This is a genomic window from Companilactobacillus kimchiensis (assembly GCF_001438805.1).
Taxonomy (GTDB): Bacteria; Bacillota; Bacilli; order Lactobacillales; family Lactobacillaceae; genus Companilactobacillus; species Companilactobacillus kimchiensis.
In genome coordinates this window covers 1-17572 of record NZ_JQCF01000038.1, presented here as the reverse complement: position 1 = coordinate 17572, position 17572 = coordinate 1, and the positions used below count along the sequence as shown (strand labels likewise).

Genomic DNA, 17572 nt, shown 5'->3' with positions numbered 1-17572 from the left:
TCAGTCTAGTTTCCTTAAATTTATAAATATTCAATATTGAAAATAAAAGATTAACTCGGAGCAAGGAAGAAAAATAGCTCAATAGCCAAATTTGACTTAGCTGGCGGGCTTGGCCAGTTTAGTCAAAGGCCAAGCTTTAAGACTCTTGGAACAAGAGGCTTAAAGTTGTGCCGGCTATGTTCCAGCTATTTTTTCTTCCTTGTGGAGAGTGGCAGGTTAACAACAACTCTATTAACTTACTCCTTAGCCTAGCTTAAGTAAGAGTTTAATTAATTGGCACCTATTTCTTCAAAAACTCGGCTATTTTATTCAAAGCTTGAGTTGTTTCTGGCATATCGAAGAGTACAAAGACATGGAATAAGTCTTGCCAGACATCCCAAGTAACATCGACATTGGCTTTTTGACAGAGATAATTCAAAACTTTGGAATCATCATATTTAACTTCTTCACTACCACAATTGATCATTAATGGTGGGAATCCCGTAAAGTCACCATTGATCGGTGAAATTAACGGATCAGTTGAATAAGGATCATCAAAGTATGGCACTGGTGCACCTGCACCTAGCAGCATTGGATCACGTTCCTGATTCAAGAATTCCGAAGTCATAATATTTATTTGTGTGATGACCGGGGAAAAGACGACGATTCGTTCAGGTAACTCTTTTCCTTCCGCTTTCAATTGTAAAGTTAATGTTAAAGCTAAAGTTGCTCCGGCTGATTCTCCAAAAACGATTACTTTTTGATAACGGCTCTTTAAAAATTCATAAGCAGCTACAACATCATTTTGTCCGGCTGGATGTTTGGCTTCTGGCCATTGACGATAATCTACTGAGAAACCATCACAATTTAAACGATTTAATAACTCAAAACAGAGGTTTCTTCTAGATTTCGCACTGCCGGTCATATAGGCGCCACCATGGATAAATAACAAGGCGGTATCTTTGACACTGTTATTTAATTGATAAAGTTCGCCACTGACCTTACCTTGAAATGTTTCAAGTTTCATATTATCGGGAATTGGTACTGAAGTATTTTTATCAGCATCAGCTCGTAAAAATTTTACTTGTTCTGGTTTTAAATCATCGCCTTGTTGGGCTTTAATGGTTTTAGCAATTTCAATTGCTTGTTTTGCTGCATCACTTAACATAATTTTTACCTTCTAATTTTGAGCTTTCATCTGATCTGATACTTCTTCAGTTTGATTATTTTCTAGCTTCTTGTAATTAACCCCAGCGATTGTCGCAATGACTAAGAGAACTGCGAAGACTACTAATCCAGCTTCAAAAGTAAAACCAGCTTCGTTGTTATGGAAAATACTTGAGATAAATTTAGCAAAATATGGTGATAATAATGTTCCTACATTGGCACAGGTCATTACAACGGAAGTTGAAAAGGCAACTTGTTTGGCAGAGGTCATTCTATTGATATTGGCAATCATTGAAGCCATGAAAATTGATACTGAAATTCCGACCAAAATAACCCCAATAGCACTTAAGAACAATGAATGTGAGATGGTTAATAGTAGGAAGGCAACTGTTGCAAAGCCTAAACCAATTGCAGTAGTAAATTTAAACCAATGCTTTTGAACAAACATAAAGATGAAACCACCCGCAGCCATAGCGAAGGCCATTAAACCTAATAAGGTACTGGCATCAGCTGCTGTTCCGTAATTACGTGATACGACTAACATGGCAAATTTGATTGAAATAAAGGCAAAAGTTGCATTAAATACAAACGCAACACCAGCTAACATCCAAATCTTACCGTCAACCTTTTTACTGCTAGCTGGCTCATTTTGAGAATCACTTTCCACTTTACCTGCAGTCTTAGGAACATAAATACCTACTAAGAGAATAATTGGAACGACGATTAGATAGACCCAATATGACATTTGCCAACCGCCATTTAGAAGAACTCCGGCAGCATAAGTCATGATAAACATCCCTAAACCTTGAAAAACACTAGCCAAACCTAACATTTTTTGTTGGGTTGAACCTTGGTACATTTGAATAATAAGTGACTGTGAAAATGACATCAATAATCCAGTTCCTAAACCTAAAATAATTCTTGAGCCAAAGATTAATGGAAAATTCATAGTCAAAGCAGGAATCACTCCACCGATAAAAATCAATAATAATCCTAATAGAATGGTCCTCTTAACACTGATATAATCAGCCACAATATTACTGATTGGTGTAAAGATGATAATTCCTAATGAAGGAATTGTCATTAATAGTTCAATCGTCGTAGGACTAATATTAGGAAAGCTTTGCATCATTAATGGTAATGTCGCTGCAGTTGCCCCTGCACTAACGGTGAAAACTGACAATATTAAAATGGCAAATTGGGTCATTATTTTTCTCATGATTCTTGCTCCTTTTTAAGTTGTTCTTTTTTATAGTTTGTAAAAGTTAAATTAATCTGTTCAATCTGCTCTTGATTCAAGGGTGTAAAACCAATACCCTTCATTTCACGACTAAGTTGTAAAATTGAATAATCTTTGAAATGATCCATGTTACCAGGAAGATTCAGAAAATCCCAGAATGGTATCAATTTAGCCAATTTTTGACTAATTTCGTTATCCTGATAGAAGTTTGCCAAAGGTGTATGGATATCAAATTTATCGATCAAAGCACTTGTTGGTTGATAAGTTATTTCATAATGACCAGCTTCTAATGTATCGCCGTTATGATGTTTTTCTCCATTGGCAGACCATTGGTCCGCATAAGGTAAAATGACTTCGGCATCATTGTGATAAGGAATATCAATTGTTAAATTGACTTTAGTGCCAACTTTATTAACAATCTCCCAAGCCACTTTCACAATTCCCGTGGTCAACTTAGTATGTCCTTCAACTGATCTAAATTTGGGAGTTATCTGCGGTTGAATCTTTAAGCCCTTATCCTGTTTAATCCCAACCAGGTACTCATAAGCCCAGGCCATGACGGCACCAGTTGAATAATGATTGAGGGAATTCATACCATTGTCATTAATATTGCCATCTGGTTTGATTGAATCCCAACGTTCCCAAATAGTTGTTGCACCATGTTTTACTTGATAAAGCCAACTTGGATAATCATTATTCAATAGAATTTGGGTAGCGAGTTCATTCTGATTATTATTCGATAAGGCTGGCAACAATTCCGATGTTCCCACAAAACCAGTAGTTAAATGATTCTTATCTTTTTCAATTCTCTCAACTAATTTATCAGTCAAAACTTGTCGACCAGATACTGGATATAACCCCAGATTCAAGCAAAGTGACAAGGCTGTTTGCGTATCAGTAATCAAACGACCACTAGCCGTGAAAAATTCTGCCACAAATGATTCTTTGATTTTATCGGCTAACAATTGATAGTAATCATGTTCACGATTAGCGTGTAATACTTTAGCTGTTTTAGAAACCAGTTTGGCTGACAAGTAATAATATGCACTGGCAATCAAATCGTCTGGTGTCTTACCCTTCAAATGCATAATATCTTCTGTATCAAGCGCCAACCAATCACCAAGTTGATCTGCCTCAAGCCATAAAAATTCATTTCTCGTCTTCTTAGCATAATCATGGACCCAATCGACCCATGACATCATAGCGCCAAAGTTTTGACGTAAAATTGCTTCATCACCAGTTCTGGAATAAGTAACCCAAGGAATAATCGTTGCAACATCGCTCCAAACGGCTTTACCACCATCGTCACCATCAACTGCTGGCACGTACAATGGAACTTTTCCATTATTAATACTTTGTTCAACTGCAACGTCATAGGCATATTTCTTATTAAACTGATAAGTATCCATGTTATAACTGGCTGTCTTCGAAAAAATAGCGGCATCACCAGTCCATCCTAGACGTTCATCTCGTTGCGGACAGTCGGTTGGAATATCCATAAAATTACTCTTTTGACCCCAAAGGATATTGTTAAATAATTTATTGATTGCTTCATTATCAGTCGTAATCTTACCTATTTCAGACATATCTGAGTACAAGGCTCTAGCTTGAAAATCCTTAATATCAATATCATTAGGAAATCCGACTAAACGAACATATCTAAAACCAAAGTAAGTAAAATGTGGTCGTATTGTATGTACTTTACCATCACTGACATAACTAAAAGTGGCTCTAGCTGAGCGAAGATTACCACGATATAACTCGCCATTTTGAATAAGCTCACCATACTCTAAAGCAACTTTGGTACCTTTAGGCAAATGATTTTCAAAAGTAACCCACCCCGCCATATTTTGTCCAAAATCTAAAACGATGCTGTTGCTGGGAGTTACAATTTTTTTAACGACTGGAAATGTTTCATGTTCTTTAATCGGTAAGCTTAATCGATCAATCAAATGTTTGGTTGGTTGTGCAAATTGTTTAATTGTTATTGCTGAACTTTGGCTTAACTCATCCAAATCTTCTCCGTAATAAATTCCTGAATGATTTATTTGTGAAGTAAAACCTTGCCAAGAAGTATCCGTACTGATTCTCTCTTCAACTCCTGAATTGTTAACATAGTTTAATTCCGCAATGGCCATTAATGCATTGCCATATTGATCAGCTTTTCCACCATGCTCCTTAATACCTAACTTGCCACGATACCAGCCATCACCTAATGAAATTCTAATTGTATGTGTTCCTGCTGTTTGAAGTAACTTAGTAACATCGTGTGTCGCAATTTGCGTGTAGTAATTATAATTAGTAAAACCAGGTGCTAAATACTCGTTACCGATTTTTACATCATCGATATAAGCCTCATATAAACCCAAACCACTAATATATAAACGACCATTTTTGATTCCTTGCGGAATATTAATTTCTTTGATCAGATCCAGACCATGAATGCTGGCATCATCGCTACCGATCCAAGCACTAGCTTTGAAACCATTCATTAATCCAGTTTCAAAAAAAGCTGTTTTGGAAAATATCTTATCGTTTGTTTTTAATTCTATTTTGACATTATAACGAGTTCTATTTTGGAGTTTAAAAATAGGTTTAAAAGTTAAATCATTAGCCACTTCCCAATCAGTAGAAAACACCATTTGACTGTCATCAGTAATCGTTAATTTTTTCTTTAAGTCAGTAGGATAACTGTCTCCACTGATCTCACAATCTATGAACAAATCATCCATTTTAAAACCAATTGGATTATTCATATGATTTATATTTATTTGCTCAAATTTCAAATTGTTATCCTCCAAATATTAGTTATCTAGTAACCGCTTTCAATTACATATATTACTGCCTTTTCACCTCATTAATTGACAAATCATGCTATTTTTATACAAAAATAACTTTAAGATAATAATTTTAGCTTTTATATTAATATTCGATATAAATATATTGTTTATCGATATAGCATGCAGTAAAATACAATTAATAAAAGATAGGAGTTCTACATTATGCAAATAAAAACGACCCTTTTAAAAATCGTTACTGGTTTGATTGATTGCTTCATTCTATTATTTGGCTTCATGTTAACCGTTGGCCTAATCTCGTCGTATCACGAACATTCAATTTTCTCACTTCAAATCTCTACTAGTATTTCGCTATATCTAGCCTGTTTAGTCATTTTAACCATTAGTTACTATTTTTATCGTATCTTCCATTTAATGGATAAACATGACTTCTTTAGTGATATTTCCCTACATTTTGTTAAAATGGTTCATTATTTATTCATCCTACTATTCATTGTTCTACTAGGAATCTTACCTTTCATCTATTATTCAGCCGATCACAGTGATTCCCCTGGTGTTATGTTAATTGCTTTAGCATTCATTTTCGTACCGTTAGCAATTGCCGCTTTTATTTCGGTCATGGAAAAAATCTTAGGTAATGCGATTCAATTTAAAAAAGAAAATGATTTAACAATTTAGGTGTGACGATGATAAAAATAAATTTAGATCTCTTACTAGTTCAAAGAAAAATGACGGTTACTGAATTAGCAGAAAAAGTTGGTATCACACAAGCTAATATTTCGATTCTCAAAACTGGTAAAGCCAAAGCCATTCGTTTTTCAACCCTAGAGAAGATTTGCCAAGTATTAGCATGCCAACCGGGTGATATTTTGGAATATGTAGACAAATAATTGATTGCCAAATCGTCTATTTTAGACAAAATCCTATTCTTATGCCTTTTTCTTTGATTTTTTCATAAAATATTCAAGCAATTTTCATAAATATAATTAATTTCATGATAAAATTTAAGTGAAGCCATATGAAAGGAGTCTTATAAAAATGTCTAAGAAAATTATTGCTGTAGCCCTCAATATCAACAAGATTCCCTATATTAATAATAATGAAATTATTCTAACTCCCGGTAACCAAAAAATTTGGTATACCGCTAATACCAAAGCAATTCAGATCCCAGGTTATGTTAAATTTAATGATGCACTATTAAATTCTTTTATTAAGAAATTTATCAAGAAATCTAAAAAACGCGATATTTTGAAATTTAATTACTTCACCCGTCGTGTTGCAATCTACATCAAAAAAACTAATTATGACGAAATTATTTTTGAAAACGAAGAATTGAAAAACAAGATTCTCCCACACTTCAAGAATAAAAATGAATTTGTTATCAATAGTTCTATCGCATAAAAAAAGAAGCCTCATCCTCAACCGGATAAGACTTCTTTTATTTTTTATCATTATTTAATTTCTGTATAGCTATCACGAACGCTAAACAATGAATCGATTGATTCATTTGATTCTGTCATACGAATAGCATCGCCAACTAATTCAGTTACAGATAGGATCTTCAATTTATCAAATTGGCAATCATCAGGAATGACAATTGAATCTGAAACTAAAACATCCATCAAAATTGAATCTTCCAATCTCTTAGCAGCATCTTTTGAGAAGATTGGATGTGTGGCAGCGGCAGAAACAGTTTTAGCACCAGCAGCTTTAACGGCATTAGCACTATTGACCATTCTTGTACCTGTATCGATCAAATCATCAACGATAACACATTGTTTACCATTAACATCACCAATGATCTCAGGAGTTACATCGTCCATCTCAGTAGATCTTTGATCAACGATGGCAATTTGTGATCCAAAGACTTCAGCTAATGAACGAGCACGCTTAGTTGAGTTGTGATCAGGAGCTACAAAGACAAAATCGTCTGGGTTCTTGATCTTCTTTTGGAAGTAACTAGCGAAAATAGGCATTGCACGTAAGTGATCAACAGGGATATCAAAGAATCCTTGAATTTGGTCAGCATGCATATCAAGTGCGATCACACGGTCGACTTGACCCATTTCCAACATGTTAGCAAACAACTTAGCTGAGATAGGTTCTCTTGAACGAGATTTTCTATCTGAACGAGTATAAGCAAAGTATGGTAGCACACAAGTAATTGTAGCTGCACTAGCACGTCTTAAAGCATCAACAGCAATCATCAATTCCATGAAGTTATCATTAACAGGATCAGAAACTGAATGAATAATGTAAATGTCTTTTCCACGAATACTTTCATTAATTTGAATGTTGATTTCGCCATCACTAAAGTGTGATACGGAAGCATCCAACACTGGGATACCCATATAGTCAGAAATTCTCTTAGCTAATGGTTTGTTACCATTTAAAGAAAGTAAAGCAATTTTATCTAATGTATTATTAGACATATTTGTCCTCCAAAAATTATATAAGCACTGGTCTATCAACAGGTTTACCCTCGTTAGCGATAACTAATCCCATATCATTTTCAGTCAATGCACGGTCTCGGTTACGCATACCCGATTGTGAAACTATTGTAAACTTATACTTTAATTTTACACTCAAACGGAGGTAATTATCCAGTATATATGAATCTATTTTTCCATTTAGATAAAGATGATACTCTGGATACTTTTTCATAACGCTTTCAACCGTCTGGGTATTGTCGTCATTCTTGAGCTGGGCAACGGTTAAGGCAATTGCCACCCGTTCCGCAAAGTTACCAAGAAATTTATTCTTTTCGTCAGGCTTTAATTGTGGCTTGCCGAAAACATTCTGTTTAATATAATCCTCAACGTTAGTCATATTAATCCTCCATACGTCATAGTATAGCTGAGATACTATCTTTATCCAAATAAGATAAATAGGATATTCTTACCGCTATCGGGCGGCATAATTGTATAATAGACAGTAAATAGAAAGGATGTGTTACTTATGGACGAAATGGTATTTTTTAATCCCGGCGATGCAATTGCCAACTCAAAAGACTATGGCGAGGCTGTCCGTGGAGCACAAATTTACAAAGCTAAAGATCCCTACGAATCATCCCTTGTTGTTGCACAAGATGTTTCCGATAATAAGAGCTTTGCAGTTTACTTTGCTAAAGATGAAAAATCAGATGTTAGAAATACAGACACTGGTATTGTTCAATATAATTTAAAGAAAAAGATTTAATCAATCAAAATAAGTTAACCAACAAATCAATTTTGTCGGTTAACTTATTTTTTTACTACTTATCATATATTTTCAAAGTATCTTTAAGGCGTTCTTTGACTGCTTTGATCAATGATTCTGGCTCCAAAACTTCAACTTGAGTACCCTGACTCATTACCCACAATAAGGCCCCTTGTGAATAAAGATCACCTTCAACTGTCGTGATATTCGGTTGCTCAGGATCATCATCTTTTGAAATATGGGAATTAGGTACATTGTCTAAAGTCACATGTTGACTAGCCTTGTAACGGAATTTGTAATGGATATAATTGCCACCATTCAACAGGAACGTTTCGTTGATCATTTTACCCTCGTTGGGACGGTTAGCATAAGGAATATTGACCGCATGACCTGTGGGATTAATATCCTGAAATCTGTCCAAACGATAAACTGATGTAGTATCCTTTTCCTTCAAATACAATAAAACATAAAAATGTTGATTAGAGAAATATATGGTAATTGGTACAGCGGTTCTTTCTTTAGTGTGATCAGTTGTATCAACACTACTGTTGTATTTAAAAATAATTGCTTTTTTATTGATGATACAGTCCAAAATAATTTTAAATTTATCCATAATTGGTTCTGTGATTCTTGATTGATAATCTTGTAGCGTTGTTGCGGTCATGGTATTTAAAGTCTTTTTTTCGGCTGTGGGAATCACTTCCAAAAATTTATCCTTAAGCAGAATTATTTCAGCCTTACTGAAAGCAAGGCTACCAATCAAAATTTTCAAAATAGCCACGGCTTCAGTTAAACCAATCTGTCCCTTATTAGTAATCGTGTGATAAGGTCCACTACTCAATTCATAATCAGGTGTAAAGAATTCCAACTTTTCCCGAATAAATTTAAAATCATTGTTTATTGCTTTGGGACCAATTTCATAATAATTGGCCGCCTCGTTCTCTTTGATTTTCTCACCACTCAACATTCTAAAAATGATTTCTACAATCCGTTCACGACTTTTAATTTTTCTTTCAGTTTCTTCTTTATCAACAAATTTCTTCTCTTCTTTAGACATCTGTGTACTTCCCCCTCAGGATTAATTATTTTAAAACCAAAAAATATATTTGCTTACTATCGTTTTAGTTTAACAATTCAGCATGTCATATTATGGCAGGGCTAAATGGTAAGCTAAAGTTATTAAAAATAATGGGGGTTCTAATTTATGTCAATTTCAAATAACAATCGGGTTTACCTTCAAAAATGTCTTCGGACATCCAATCAATTTTTGACTTCGCCTGAAGAGATTTTAGCAAAAATAAACGGGAATCTTCCACATAGAAGATCTAGTAATAATACTGAAAATATTTCCATCACAGAACCAACCACGGAAATAATCGATCCAATTGCATATTTGTATCCTTCTGATCACCATAAATTAGTCTTCAAAAATATAATCGAATTATTAAATGCAACTGACACCTTATCCGAAACTGAACTAATTACTCATTATTCTCCCAAGACTGATTTTTGGAATCGAATTCAATTTCCTCTGGACCTGCTATTGAATAATTTATCGGCCGATTATAGTTTGGAAAAAGTTCAATTCTCTGAAATTGAAGAAGGTTTTGAAAATATAATTGATTCCGATACTGAAAAAGTAATTTCTTATTGTTTTGATGATGGTGATGATAATTTTGAATATGGACCCCAAGATTATATTGATGATAGCGCGCAAGAAAACTGGAAAAATCAAGTGCTCTATCAAATACGCGAGAAATCAACCCAACAAGTTATTTCTGAAGCCATCACCGCTGAACAGTTGCCTATGGCTATTTTTGTTTCAAACCAAATTCGAAATAAATCCGATGAAGCACCTGACAAAAATGAAAATGGCGACTGGGATTTTGCTCACACTGATATTGCTGGACTTCCAATTGAAAAGCCAGATCAACTAACTTCCTATCTCAATGAAGATTCATGGTCTGATGATGAAGAAAATCATTATATCCCAACGGATAAAAGAACTCCATTTTCAATGGAAGGTGGCCTGTTGGTTGAAGATAATACGCTTTGGACTGATTACCATGCAATCAATAGTCGTACCACTTCGGGACTATATCCATTTGATTTTGTTAATCCGCAAGGTATCTTCTTTGATAAATTGATCCATCAAGCTTTAGAATCAGGCTTACAAATTGCTTATTATCAACAAGAACAAATTGCACTCTTGGAGTCTACTTTGGCTAACGCCCGAAAAGACTTCAATCATTCAAATTATGAAGAACATCCTTATGATAAAAAATTCTTCCATGGTTGTTTTGAAATCATTGATTCAGCTACTGGTAAGGTTTTGGATACTCAAATTGGTCGAAGAGATTTGGTTAATTGTATTATTAAAAATTTGTGGCAAGACTGAAAAATTAAATAACTAAAAAATACTCATAGTAGATATCGCTAAATGATTGATTCCATCGATAACCATTTAACTACAATTACTATGAGCATATTATTTTAGATATAATTAATCATTAAATCCATCGAGTAATGTATTCTTTTGTCCCTTATACCAATCTCTCAAGACAGGTACAGCTTGTGTTGAATAATGATATACAGGTAAGGCATTTATGAGAAGATTTCTTAAATCATTACCCTCATGTTTACCTTCAAAATCATCAAATTTTTTCGATTGTGTCATTAATTGAACTAACTCAAAATTCCCCTTTTTCCCAAGAATAACAACATGTTCGGGATAAATAATATCCAATTCTTTAATCAAAATATCGATTGATTTATTAAATCTTTTTCTATTTTTACCAACAGCATCTAAAGCTTCTTTTTTATTTTTATAACGACGTTGCACTTTTTTTTCTTCAACAATTTCATTAATTTCTTTTTCAGATCTCGGTTTATAATTTTTCTTATTTTCATCTAATAAGGATGCTCGAATATCTTTTTCAGATTTTTTTTGATCAGCTATATCCCATTTAAGATAATCATCTGCTCTTTGTTCATCGGTTATCTTATCATTATTAACTACAAATGATTTCCGTTTATCTCTAACCAAAAAATCTTCCATTACAGTCGCTGAATTGCTATTAACGACACCTTTGATTGCATCTGTTATGTAACTGCCATTAAATTTTTTATTATTTGTCATCATACGAAGTCTTAACATATTTTGATCTTTGGATTCGCCCTCTATATCGTGAAACATGGTCCATCCAGATCTATTTAAATCTTCACGATAGGCACAATTCATAGCAAGCAACATACAATAATTATTGAATTCTTTATCAGCAGAATCACCGGAAAAAATATCTTTATATTCAAAGTTATAATCTTTATATTCACTAATTTCAGTAGGTTTAAATTGATTATTCGGATCTTTACTGTCAATTGTAGCTAGTGATTCTTTAAAATGTTCGTCAAGATCCTCGTTGCTTGTTAATCTTACTTTATCACTTAAAAATGATGCAAAATTATCAAGCGAAATTTCCCTTTTTTTCGGATCTTCATCTTCATAAATATAAGTATGGAATTTTTTTCCAGTTTCTTCATTCTCAGTTAATTGATCATGAATTTGTTTATTTTTAACCATATTTCTTCCCCTTATTGATTTATTTAAATAAGTACACGATTTATTAGATCTTGTTACATATTTCAGTAGAAATATCAGGCTTTTTAACCTCTTAACAACACAAAGTTTACTCTACCCTGCCGTCACATTATGTCATTTAAATATCAATGGATAATTTTTAAAAAAAATATACCAAGCCATCAAAAAACGACCCGGATAACAAAATCAGAGTCGTTTTTAATCTATCTATTAATATAATCAAGTAATTTATAAAGCGTTTGTTTATTATTATCAGAAATCTTAGTTTGCAAAATTTCATTCTTCGTTTGATTCAAAACTGAACCTTCCAAATACGAAAAATCATTCACGACCATCTCACGCACATTATCGGCTTTGGGTTCCAAATGAAATTGTAGGCCCACGATTCGATGATTCATAATGAAGCCTTGATTTTCAACTTTGTCACTTGAGAACAATAATTGTGCATCAGTAGGAATTTCAAACATTTCTTCATGCCAATGTAAAACATTCAATTCTTCTGGCAAATTGATAAATTTTACATCACGACGATAAACTGGAGCAAAGCCAACTTCTTTGGCAGGTGCTTTAGTAACTTGATAACCAAGTGTTTTGACAATTTGTTGTGCACCATAGCAAACACCAAAAATGGGTTTATCCTGATCAAGTAATTCTTTGATCAAGACACGTTCTTGTTTGATCCAGTCCACATCGTCATTGGGACTCATTGGTCCACCAAGGATAACCAACATATCCGTTTCAGCAGCGGTTGGTAGAAAACCAAATTGATATGGATGATAAATATACATTTCATAACCATTCTTTTGAGACCAGTCTTGAATCATCCCTAGTCCTTCATTTGGAGTATGTTGTAAAACATTTATTCGCATAAGAATCCTTTCCTATCAACGGCAATGTTTGCTCTGGGTATCGCCTGCAATTCCCCAAGATAAAATTATTATAGCATTTCAAACGATGCTATTTATATAAATCAAGCGCCCTTTGTAAACGAGTTTGGACTTCATTCACTAACGATTGTGGTTCCAAAACTTTAATTCTATTACCCTGACTGAGCAACCATAATAGCCCACCTTCAGAATACATTTCACCACTGATAATTACACTATCTGTCAGCTTTTTATCGACTTTTGAACCCGGTAATTTGTCCAAAGCTGTTTGTGGATAATCCCAATATTGAAACTTGTACTGAATAATATTTCCCATCTTAAGTAAATAAGTTCGGTTAATGGCCACTCCCATATCTTCCCTTCTGACTGCAGGAATATTGAAGGAACGATGCTTAGCTCGATGAGTTAAAAATCGATCAAGTCGAAATATTCGGCTTTCATCTTGATCAATCAAATATATCATCACATAAAAATATGACCTATCAAAATACAGACTGTAGGGTACGCCAACTTGTAAATTTGTTGAATCAATATCTTTGCGGCTGCTCTTGTAGGTAAATTCAATAACCTTTTTAGCATTAATATAATCATAAAATGACTGTATTAGTTCAACCAAATCATCTCTTTGAGAAATGGGAATATATTTATCCAGCGTATTATTCAAAACCTTTTTCAAATTAGCTTGCTCATCAGTAGGTGCCAATTTAATTAAATCATATTGAATTTTGACTAATTCATCCTTAGAAAAAGTTCGGGTTCCAATAATCAATTTTAGAATTGCCAAAATTTCAGCCGGTTGCATCCAGCCGCTATTCTTAATCCCGTGAACATTATGCTTACGATCATAATATAATTCATGATCAGGCATATAATCTGTCATCAAAGACCTTATAAACTGAAAATCAACTTGAATTGGCTTGAGGGTCGATTGATATTCTTTCATTGCCTCTTTAAAATTGATTGTTTCCCCTTGCATCATGCGAATATACTCTTCTAATATTCTTTCACGACTACTGGTCTTAGTTTTATTATCGGCCATTGACTTACTCCTTTATAAATCAAAGATTTAATCTCTTAACTATTAAAGGGTATCATCTGTCAATGTCGCATTATGTCATTAAATAATCTTGAATCAAAATATCTTAAGCAGATTTAACTAAATATTCTAACCATAAATATTCCGATCCACCACGATTAGTTAAAGCACTATTAGTATTCATTTGCCACATATCAGTCGTTATTTCTAAAGCATTTTCCAGACAAAAATCATGGACGGCATCCAACCCACTACAGACACCATCTGTACTATTATCAACTTTAACTACTACATAATTTCCGGAGGCTTTTTCTATTATTGGCATAGCTTTGCCACTATTGTTTGTGGACGACTCTTTGACAATTCGAAAACTTGCTTCCGGATAATCCTTTGAACTAGCATCAGGCAGATCAGTTAAAAAGCCTGATTGATTTCCATCCATCAAAGCTAACTTATCAAGCCGTTGATAAAATTCACCAAATAATTCAGCAATTTGTTCATCAGTACAGGAGGCTTCCTCACGAGAACACCAAAAAATAACTTTAGGTCGTTTAACTAAGATCGGTTGATATGGCTCGGCCTGCAAATCTTCCCCTTCAGATACTTTACGGGAAACTGCCGACTGAATTTGTGATAGTTTATTGATTTTATTATCGATTGTATCTTGGACTCCAATCAGTTCATCCATGATCTCGATGCTTGGCTTACCTTGTAAAGATTTAATTTTATCCAAAGATAGACCGATGTTTTTCATTCCCAAAATAAATAACAAATCATAGAGTTGGTCGTAATCATAATAACGATAACCTGCTTCACTGCGACTTTTAGGTTGAAAGATCCCCTCTTCATCATAAAAAATCAAAGTTCGTCTAGTCGTATTAGCAAGTTTTGCCATTTCACTTATTTTTAACATAATTATTCCCTCACTAAATATGATTATAATTTATTCTATTAAAAAAAAGCATTCGAATTAATTTCTGAATGCTTTTTTAACATTTTTATTTTAAAGTAAGCGACCAAACATAACTAACCAATTGATCTAAAGTTAAATCTCGTTTAACCAAATCCATTGAATCCTTTTCCAACAAGGTGAAAACTGCTTCAATCGGTTTAACATTATCATCATTATCACGTGGCGTAGCGCTTATTCCCACCGAATCATCATCAGAAATATTCAATTCATCCAAATCCGAAACATTCAATAAACGACGTTGTTGGCGCAAAATTAAAATATTAAATTTATCCGTAATTTCAACCAATGAATTAGTTAATTTTCTTTCCATGTCAGAAATATTAAGTGGCTGATTATGATAAACCTGGCGGAAGTAAGTCGATAAATCATTTTCATCAATCGGTGCTCCTAGTTTAAGTCCCGTAGCATAATAAGCTTGATATTTAACATTAGTAAATTTATCATCATTCATTGGCAATTGATGAATCGTTTTTAAATCTTTTTTTGTTTCAACAATATGTTTATTAGAATGGTTGTTATATTCCAGTCTCAAGTACGTCGTAGCTAGCACATCAGCTGACAATTTAGGCCAAAGATATTGAATCTTAATTTGTTCGGCTGTGAATCCTTCCAATAAGCACAACAAAACAATCGGCAATTTACCCACAGGAACATCATCCAACAATAGGTTATTTGGTCCAGCATAAATTTGATAATAATCAGTTGTTGGATGCTCACCTGATATTTCATTTTGCTTTAGAACAAATTGATCGTCGTCATTAACCAGATAAACCTTATTCTCATGATCTCTGACTGGTCTTAATTGGTCCGGAATTAATTTAGCATTTTCATCCTCGGAGTCTCTGGCTTGATACATAGCAATATTCAAATAATGATCATCAACTACATCCCATTGATCAACCAATTTTTGATTATTGCCAATCACGGTCAATCCTTGCTCACCAGCCAAATGAATCAAATCCATAATGACATCCCAATCAGGAACTTCGTCATTTAAAATTTGGGGTAACCCTTCCGACTGGCTTTTCAAAAGTGTTTGATATAGATCATAAAATTCTACGCCATCGGCATAGAGTGCACCATCATTATTATAAAATTGGAAACGTTTGTCAGTACCTGTTAAACGTCGTCCCTCAGTTGAAGATACCGTTGTAATGCTTTCCCTAGTGATTGCTTCTAAAGGACTGCAAATATATTGAAGGACATTGACTCCTAAGTTCTTTTCCTTTAAATAAGTGTTGAGATCATTTTTTGATGTTGGCATTATTAACCGCTCCTCGTTTGTTTTAAGTATCTATAGTATGTGCCAGTACCGTGTCATAATATGTCATCTAACGTGTTAGATTTGATTTTTTTAAATAAATCAGATTCCATCTGTATGTCATATTATGACATGTAAATAACTATAATAGAGTTATCAAAAGGGTGGAGGAAACTTATGAGAACAACAATTGTTAAAAATGATGTTCAATTGGCCAAGGCTTTATTCTCAGCCGAGGATAATGATTTGATCAAAATATTACCAGGTATATATTTCGCCGATAAGGGATTTGTTAGCCATTCTGTAACTAAAAATTTAACTATCGAAGGACTATCCAATAACGCGAAGGATATTCATATCAAAAACTTTAACCTGATCATTTATCCTAAAATCACTTTGATCTTAAAAAATGTCACTATTGACCTAGCAACTGAAAACATCAATACTATCGCCATGTACGATGGCTCAAAATTATATGGTAACAATATCGTTGTCAATCATCTCAATCCTGATCATTGGGACACGATTTATTGTAAAGATTCTTTCATTTCTTTAATCAACTCTGATATCCGTACTGGTGATGAAAGCAATGCTCCTGGATTGTGCTTGGAAAATAGTCAATTATTTGCTGACAACACGAGCATTTATTTCCTTGTAACACATAACTCTGACTGTTACATTCGTGACACGGTAATTTTCTACTCATCAAACTTTGATCAACATTCAACCCTTCATTTCAATGATCTAGCCATTGATTCAACCAATAATGAAAAATACAGCGACTTCTATGTCACTGATAATTCAACCATCTCTGGTACAAACCTCGCCTTTTCAAAAAACAAACCATTTATCGACGTTTTGAATGGTAGTGCCTTTGAAACCAGCACTTTTGATAATCAAAATACGATTGGCTGGCGATTTGACGATGATTCCTCTGTTACCGTTGATGGAACTGAGCCTTTTAACCAAATGTAAAAAAATACGTTCATCGATAAATTTGATTCTTACTCAAGTTCGGTTAGAGCAAGAGTTAACTTAACCTTCCGTCTTCCATAAAAATCGGAAATAGGGTGGAACGCTGAGGGCATCGTTTCGAACCAGCTCAAGCTCGGAGCTGTTTTGAAATCGAGCCTTCTACTAGGCCAGCAAAGTACGGAGGCTGACCAAGTAGAATTTCTCGGCTGACCCTATTTCCGATTTTTATTCCAGACTAATTAACTCTTTGATTATTTATTTTTGTTAATGAAAAAAATATATTTTTAATTCAAAAAGCCTGTATTAACTGATTTCAGTCAATATAGGCTTTTGCTAATTCCTAGAATGATAAATTTCAACAATAAATATCTATTAGAATCAATAATATAAATAATAGTTTTCGATTACATAATATAGAAACCAATAGAATAGCTCGGAGCAAGGAAGAAAAAATGGCTCA

Annotated in this window: 17 protein-coding genes; 6 read left to right on the top strand and 11 right to left on the bottom strand. The window is 33.8% G+C overall.

Annotation, left to right across the window (positions count from 1 at the left end):
• Window positions 1–280: 280 nt before the first annotated feature.
• From IV57_RS12120 to IV57_RS12110, 3 genes are read right to left on the bottom strand one after another with little or no spacing between them, the layout of a single operon-like run.
• On the bottom strand, window positions 281–1147 hold the full coding sequence (locus tag IV57_RS12120; protein ID WP_057881782.1) for an alpha/beta hydrolase: 867 nt from the start codon (window positions 1145–1147) through the stop codon (window positions 281–283).
• Between the two features lie 12 nt (window positions 1148–1159).
• Window positions 1160–2365 carry an MFS transporter gene (locus IV57_RS12115; protein WP_057881781.1) on the bottom strand — a complete coding sequence of 402 codons (1206 nt, stop codon included), beginning with the start codon at window positions 2363–2365 and terminating at the stop codon, window positions 1160–1162.
• Window positions 2362–5172, bottom strand: a complete 2811-nt coding sequence (locus IV57_RS12110) for an alpha-L-rhamnosidase (RefSeq protein ID WP_057881780.1) — start codon at window positions 5170–5172, stop codon at window positions 2362–2364. The genes IV57_RS12115 and IV57_RS12110 overlap by 4 nt, the downstream gene beginning before the upstream one ends.
• Window positions 5173–5388: 216 nt before the next feature.
• Between IV57_RS12110 and IV57_RS12105 the strand changes: the two genes are divergently transcribed.
• The 3 genes from IV57_RS12105 to IV57_RS12095 all read left to right on the top strand — a co-directional run bounded on the left by IV57_RS12105 (window position 5389) and on the right by IV57_RS12095 (window position 6585).
• Entirely contained in the window at window positions 5389–5862 is a 474-nt protein-coding gene (locus tag IV57_RS12105) for a DUF2975 domain-containing protein (RefSeq protein WP_057881779.1), read from the top strand.
• Between the two features lie 8 nt (window positions 5863–5870).
• Window positions 5871–6074 carry a helix-turn-helix domain-containing protein gene (locus IV57_RS12100; RefSeq protein WP_057881778.1) on the top strand — a complete coding sequence of 68 codons (204 nt, stop codon included), beginning with the start codon at window positions 5871–5873 and terminating at the stop codon, window positions 6072–6074.
• A 148-nt stretch (window positions 6075–6222) separates the two neighbouring features.
• Complete coding sequence (locus tag IV57_RS12095; RefSeq protein WP_057881777.1) at window positions 6223–6585, top strand: hypothetical protein; 363 nt, start codon at window positions 6223–6225, stop codon at window positions 6583–6585.
• A 50-nt stretch (window positions 6586–6635) separates the two neighbouring features.
• On the opposite strand, the gene IV57_RS12090 is transcribed toward IV57_RS12095, so the two are convergent.
• Together IV57_RS12090 and IV57_RS12085 are read right to left on the bottom strand one after the other, a co-directional pair.
• Window positions 6636–7616 carry a ribose-phosphate diphosphokinase gene (locus tag IV57_RS12090; RefSeq protein WP_057881776.1) on the bottom strand — a complete coding sequence of 327 codons (981 nt, stop codon included), beginning with the start codon at window positions 7614–7616 and terminating at the stop codon, window positions 6636–6638.
• A 16-nt stretch (window positions 7617–7632) separates the two neighbouring features.
• A complete protein-coding gene (locus tag IV57_RS12085) occupies window positions 7633–8013 on the bottom strand; it encodes a YueI family protein (RefSeq protein ID WP_057881775.1) in 381 nt (126 codons plus the stop codon).
• A 129-nt stretch (window positions 8014–8142) separates the two neighbouring features.
• Between IV57_RS12085 and IV57_RS12080 the strand changes: the two genes are divergently transcribed.
• Window positions 8143–8382: a hypothetical protein gene (locus IV57_RS12080; protein ID WP_057881774.1), complete on the top strand. Its 240-nt coding sequence runs from the start codon at window positions 8143–8145 to the stop codon at window positions 8380–8382.
• A gap of 55 nt (window positions 8383–8437) precedes the next feature.
• On the opposite strand, the gene IV57_RS12075 is transcribed toward IV57_RS12080, so the two are convergent.
• On the bottom strand, window positions 8438–9439 hold the full coding sequence (locus tag IV57_RS12075; RefSeq protein WP_057881773.1) for a WYL domain-containing protein: 1002 nt from the start codon (window positions 9437–9439) through the stop codon (window positions 8438–8440).
• Window positions 9440–9586: 147 nt separating this feature from the next.
• On the opposite strand from IV57_RS12075, the gene IV57_RS12070 reads away from it, so the two are divergent.
• Complete coding sequence (locus tag IV57_RS12070; RefSeq protein WP_057881772.1) at window positions 9587–10780, top strand: hypothetical protein; 1194 nt, start codon at window positions 9587–9589, stop codon at window positions 10778–10780.
• A gap of 105 nt (window positions 10781–10885) precedes the next feature.
• Here IV57_RS12070 and IV57_RS12065 read toward each other — a convergent pair whose 3' ends face one another.
• From IV57_RS12065 to IV57_RS12045, 5 genes are all read right to left on the bottom strand, one after another.
• Complete coding sequence (locus IV57_RS12065; protein ID WP_057881771.1) at window positions 10886–11962, bottom strand: hypothetical protein; 1077 nt, start codon at window positions 11960–11962, stop codon at window positions 10886–10888.
• Between the two features lie 221 nt (window positions 11963–12183).
• Window positions 12184–12849: a type 1 glutamine amidotransferase gene (locus tag IV57_RS12060; RefSeq protein ID WP_057881770.1), complete on the bottom strand. Its 666-nt coding sequence runs from the start codon at window positions 12847–12849 to the stop codon at window positions 12184–12186.
• Window positions 12850–12937: 88 nt separating this feature from the next.
• Window positions 12938–13906: a helix-turn-helix transcriptional regulator gene (locus IV57_RS12055; protein ID WP_057881769.1), complete on the bottom strand. Its 969-nt coding sequence runs from the start codon at window positions 13904–13906 to the stop codon at window positions 12938–12940.
• A gap of 103 nt (window positions 13907–14009) precedes the next feature.
• Window positions 14010–14816 (bottom strand): MerR family transcriptional regulator, encoded by an 807-nt coding sequence (locus IV57_RS13045; RefSeq protein WP_083488976.1) that lies wholly within the window; start codon window positions 14814–14816, stop codon window positions 14010–14012.
• Between the two features lie 85 nt (window positions 14817–14901).
• Window positions 14902–16140 (bottom strand): hypothetical protein, encoded by a 1239-nt coding sequence (locus tag IV57_RS12045; RefSeq protein WP_057881768.1) that lies wholly within the window; start codon window positions 16138–16140, stop codon window positions 14902–14904.
• A gap of 174 nt (window positions 16141–16314) precedes the next feature.
• On the opposite strand from IV57_RS12045, the gene IV57_RS12040 reads away from it, so the two are divergent.
• Window positions 16315–17112: a hypothetical protein gene (locus IV57_RS12040; RefSeq protein WP_057881767.1), complete on the top strand. Its 798-nt coding sequence runs from the start codon at window positions 16315–16317 to the stop codon at window positions 17110–17112.
• The last annotated feature ends 460 nt before the right edge of the window (window positions 17113–17572 follow it).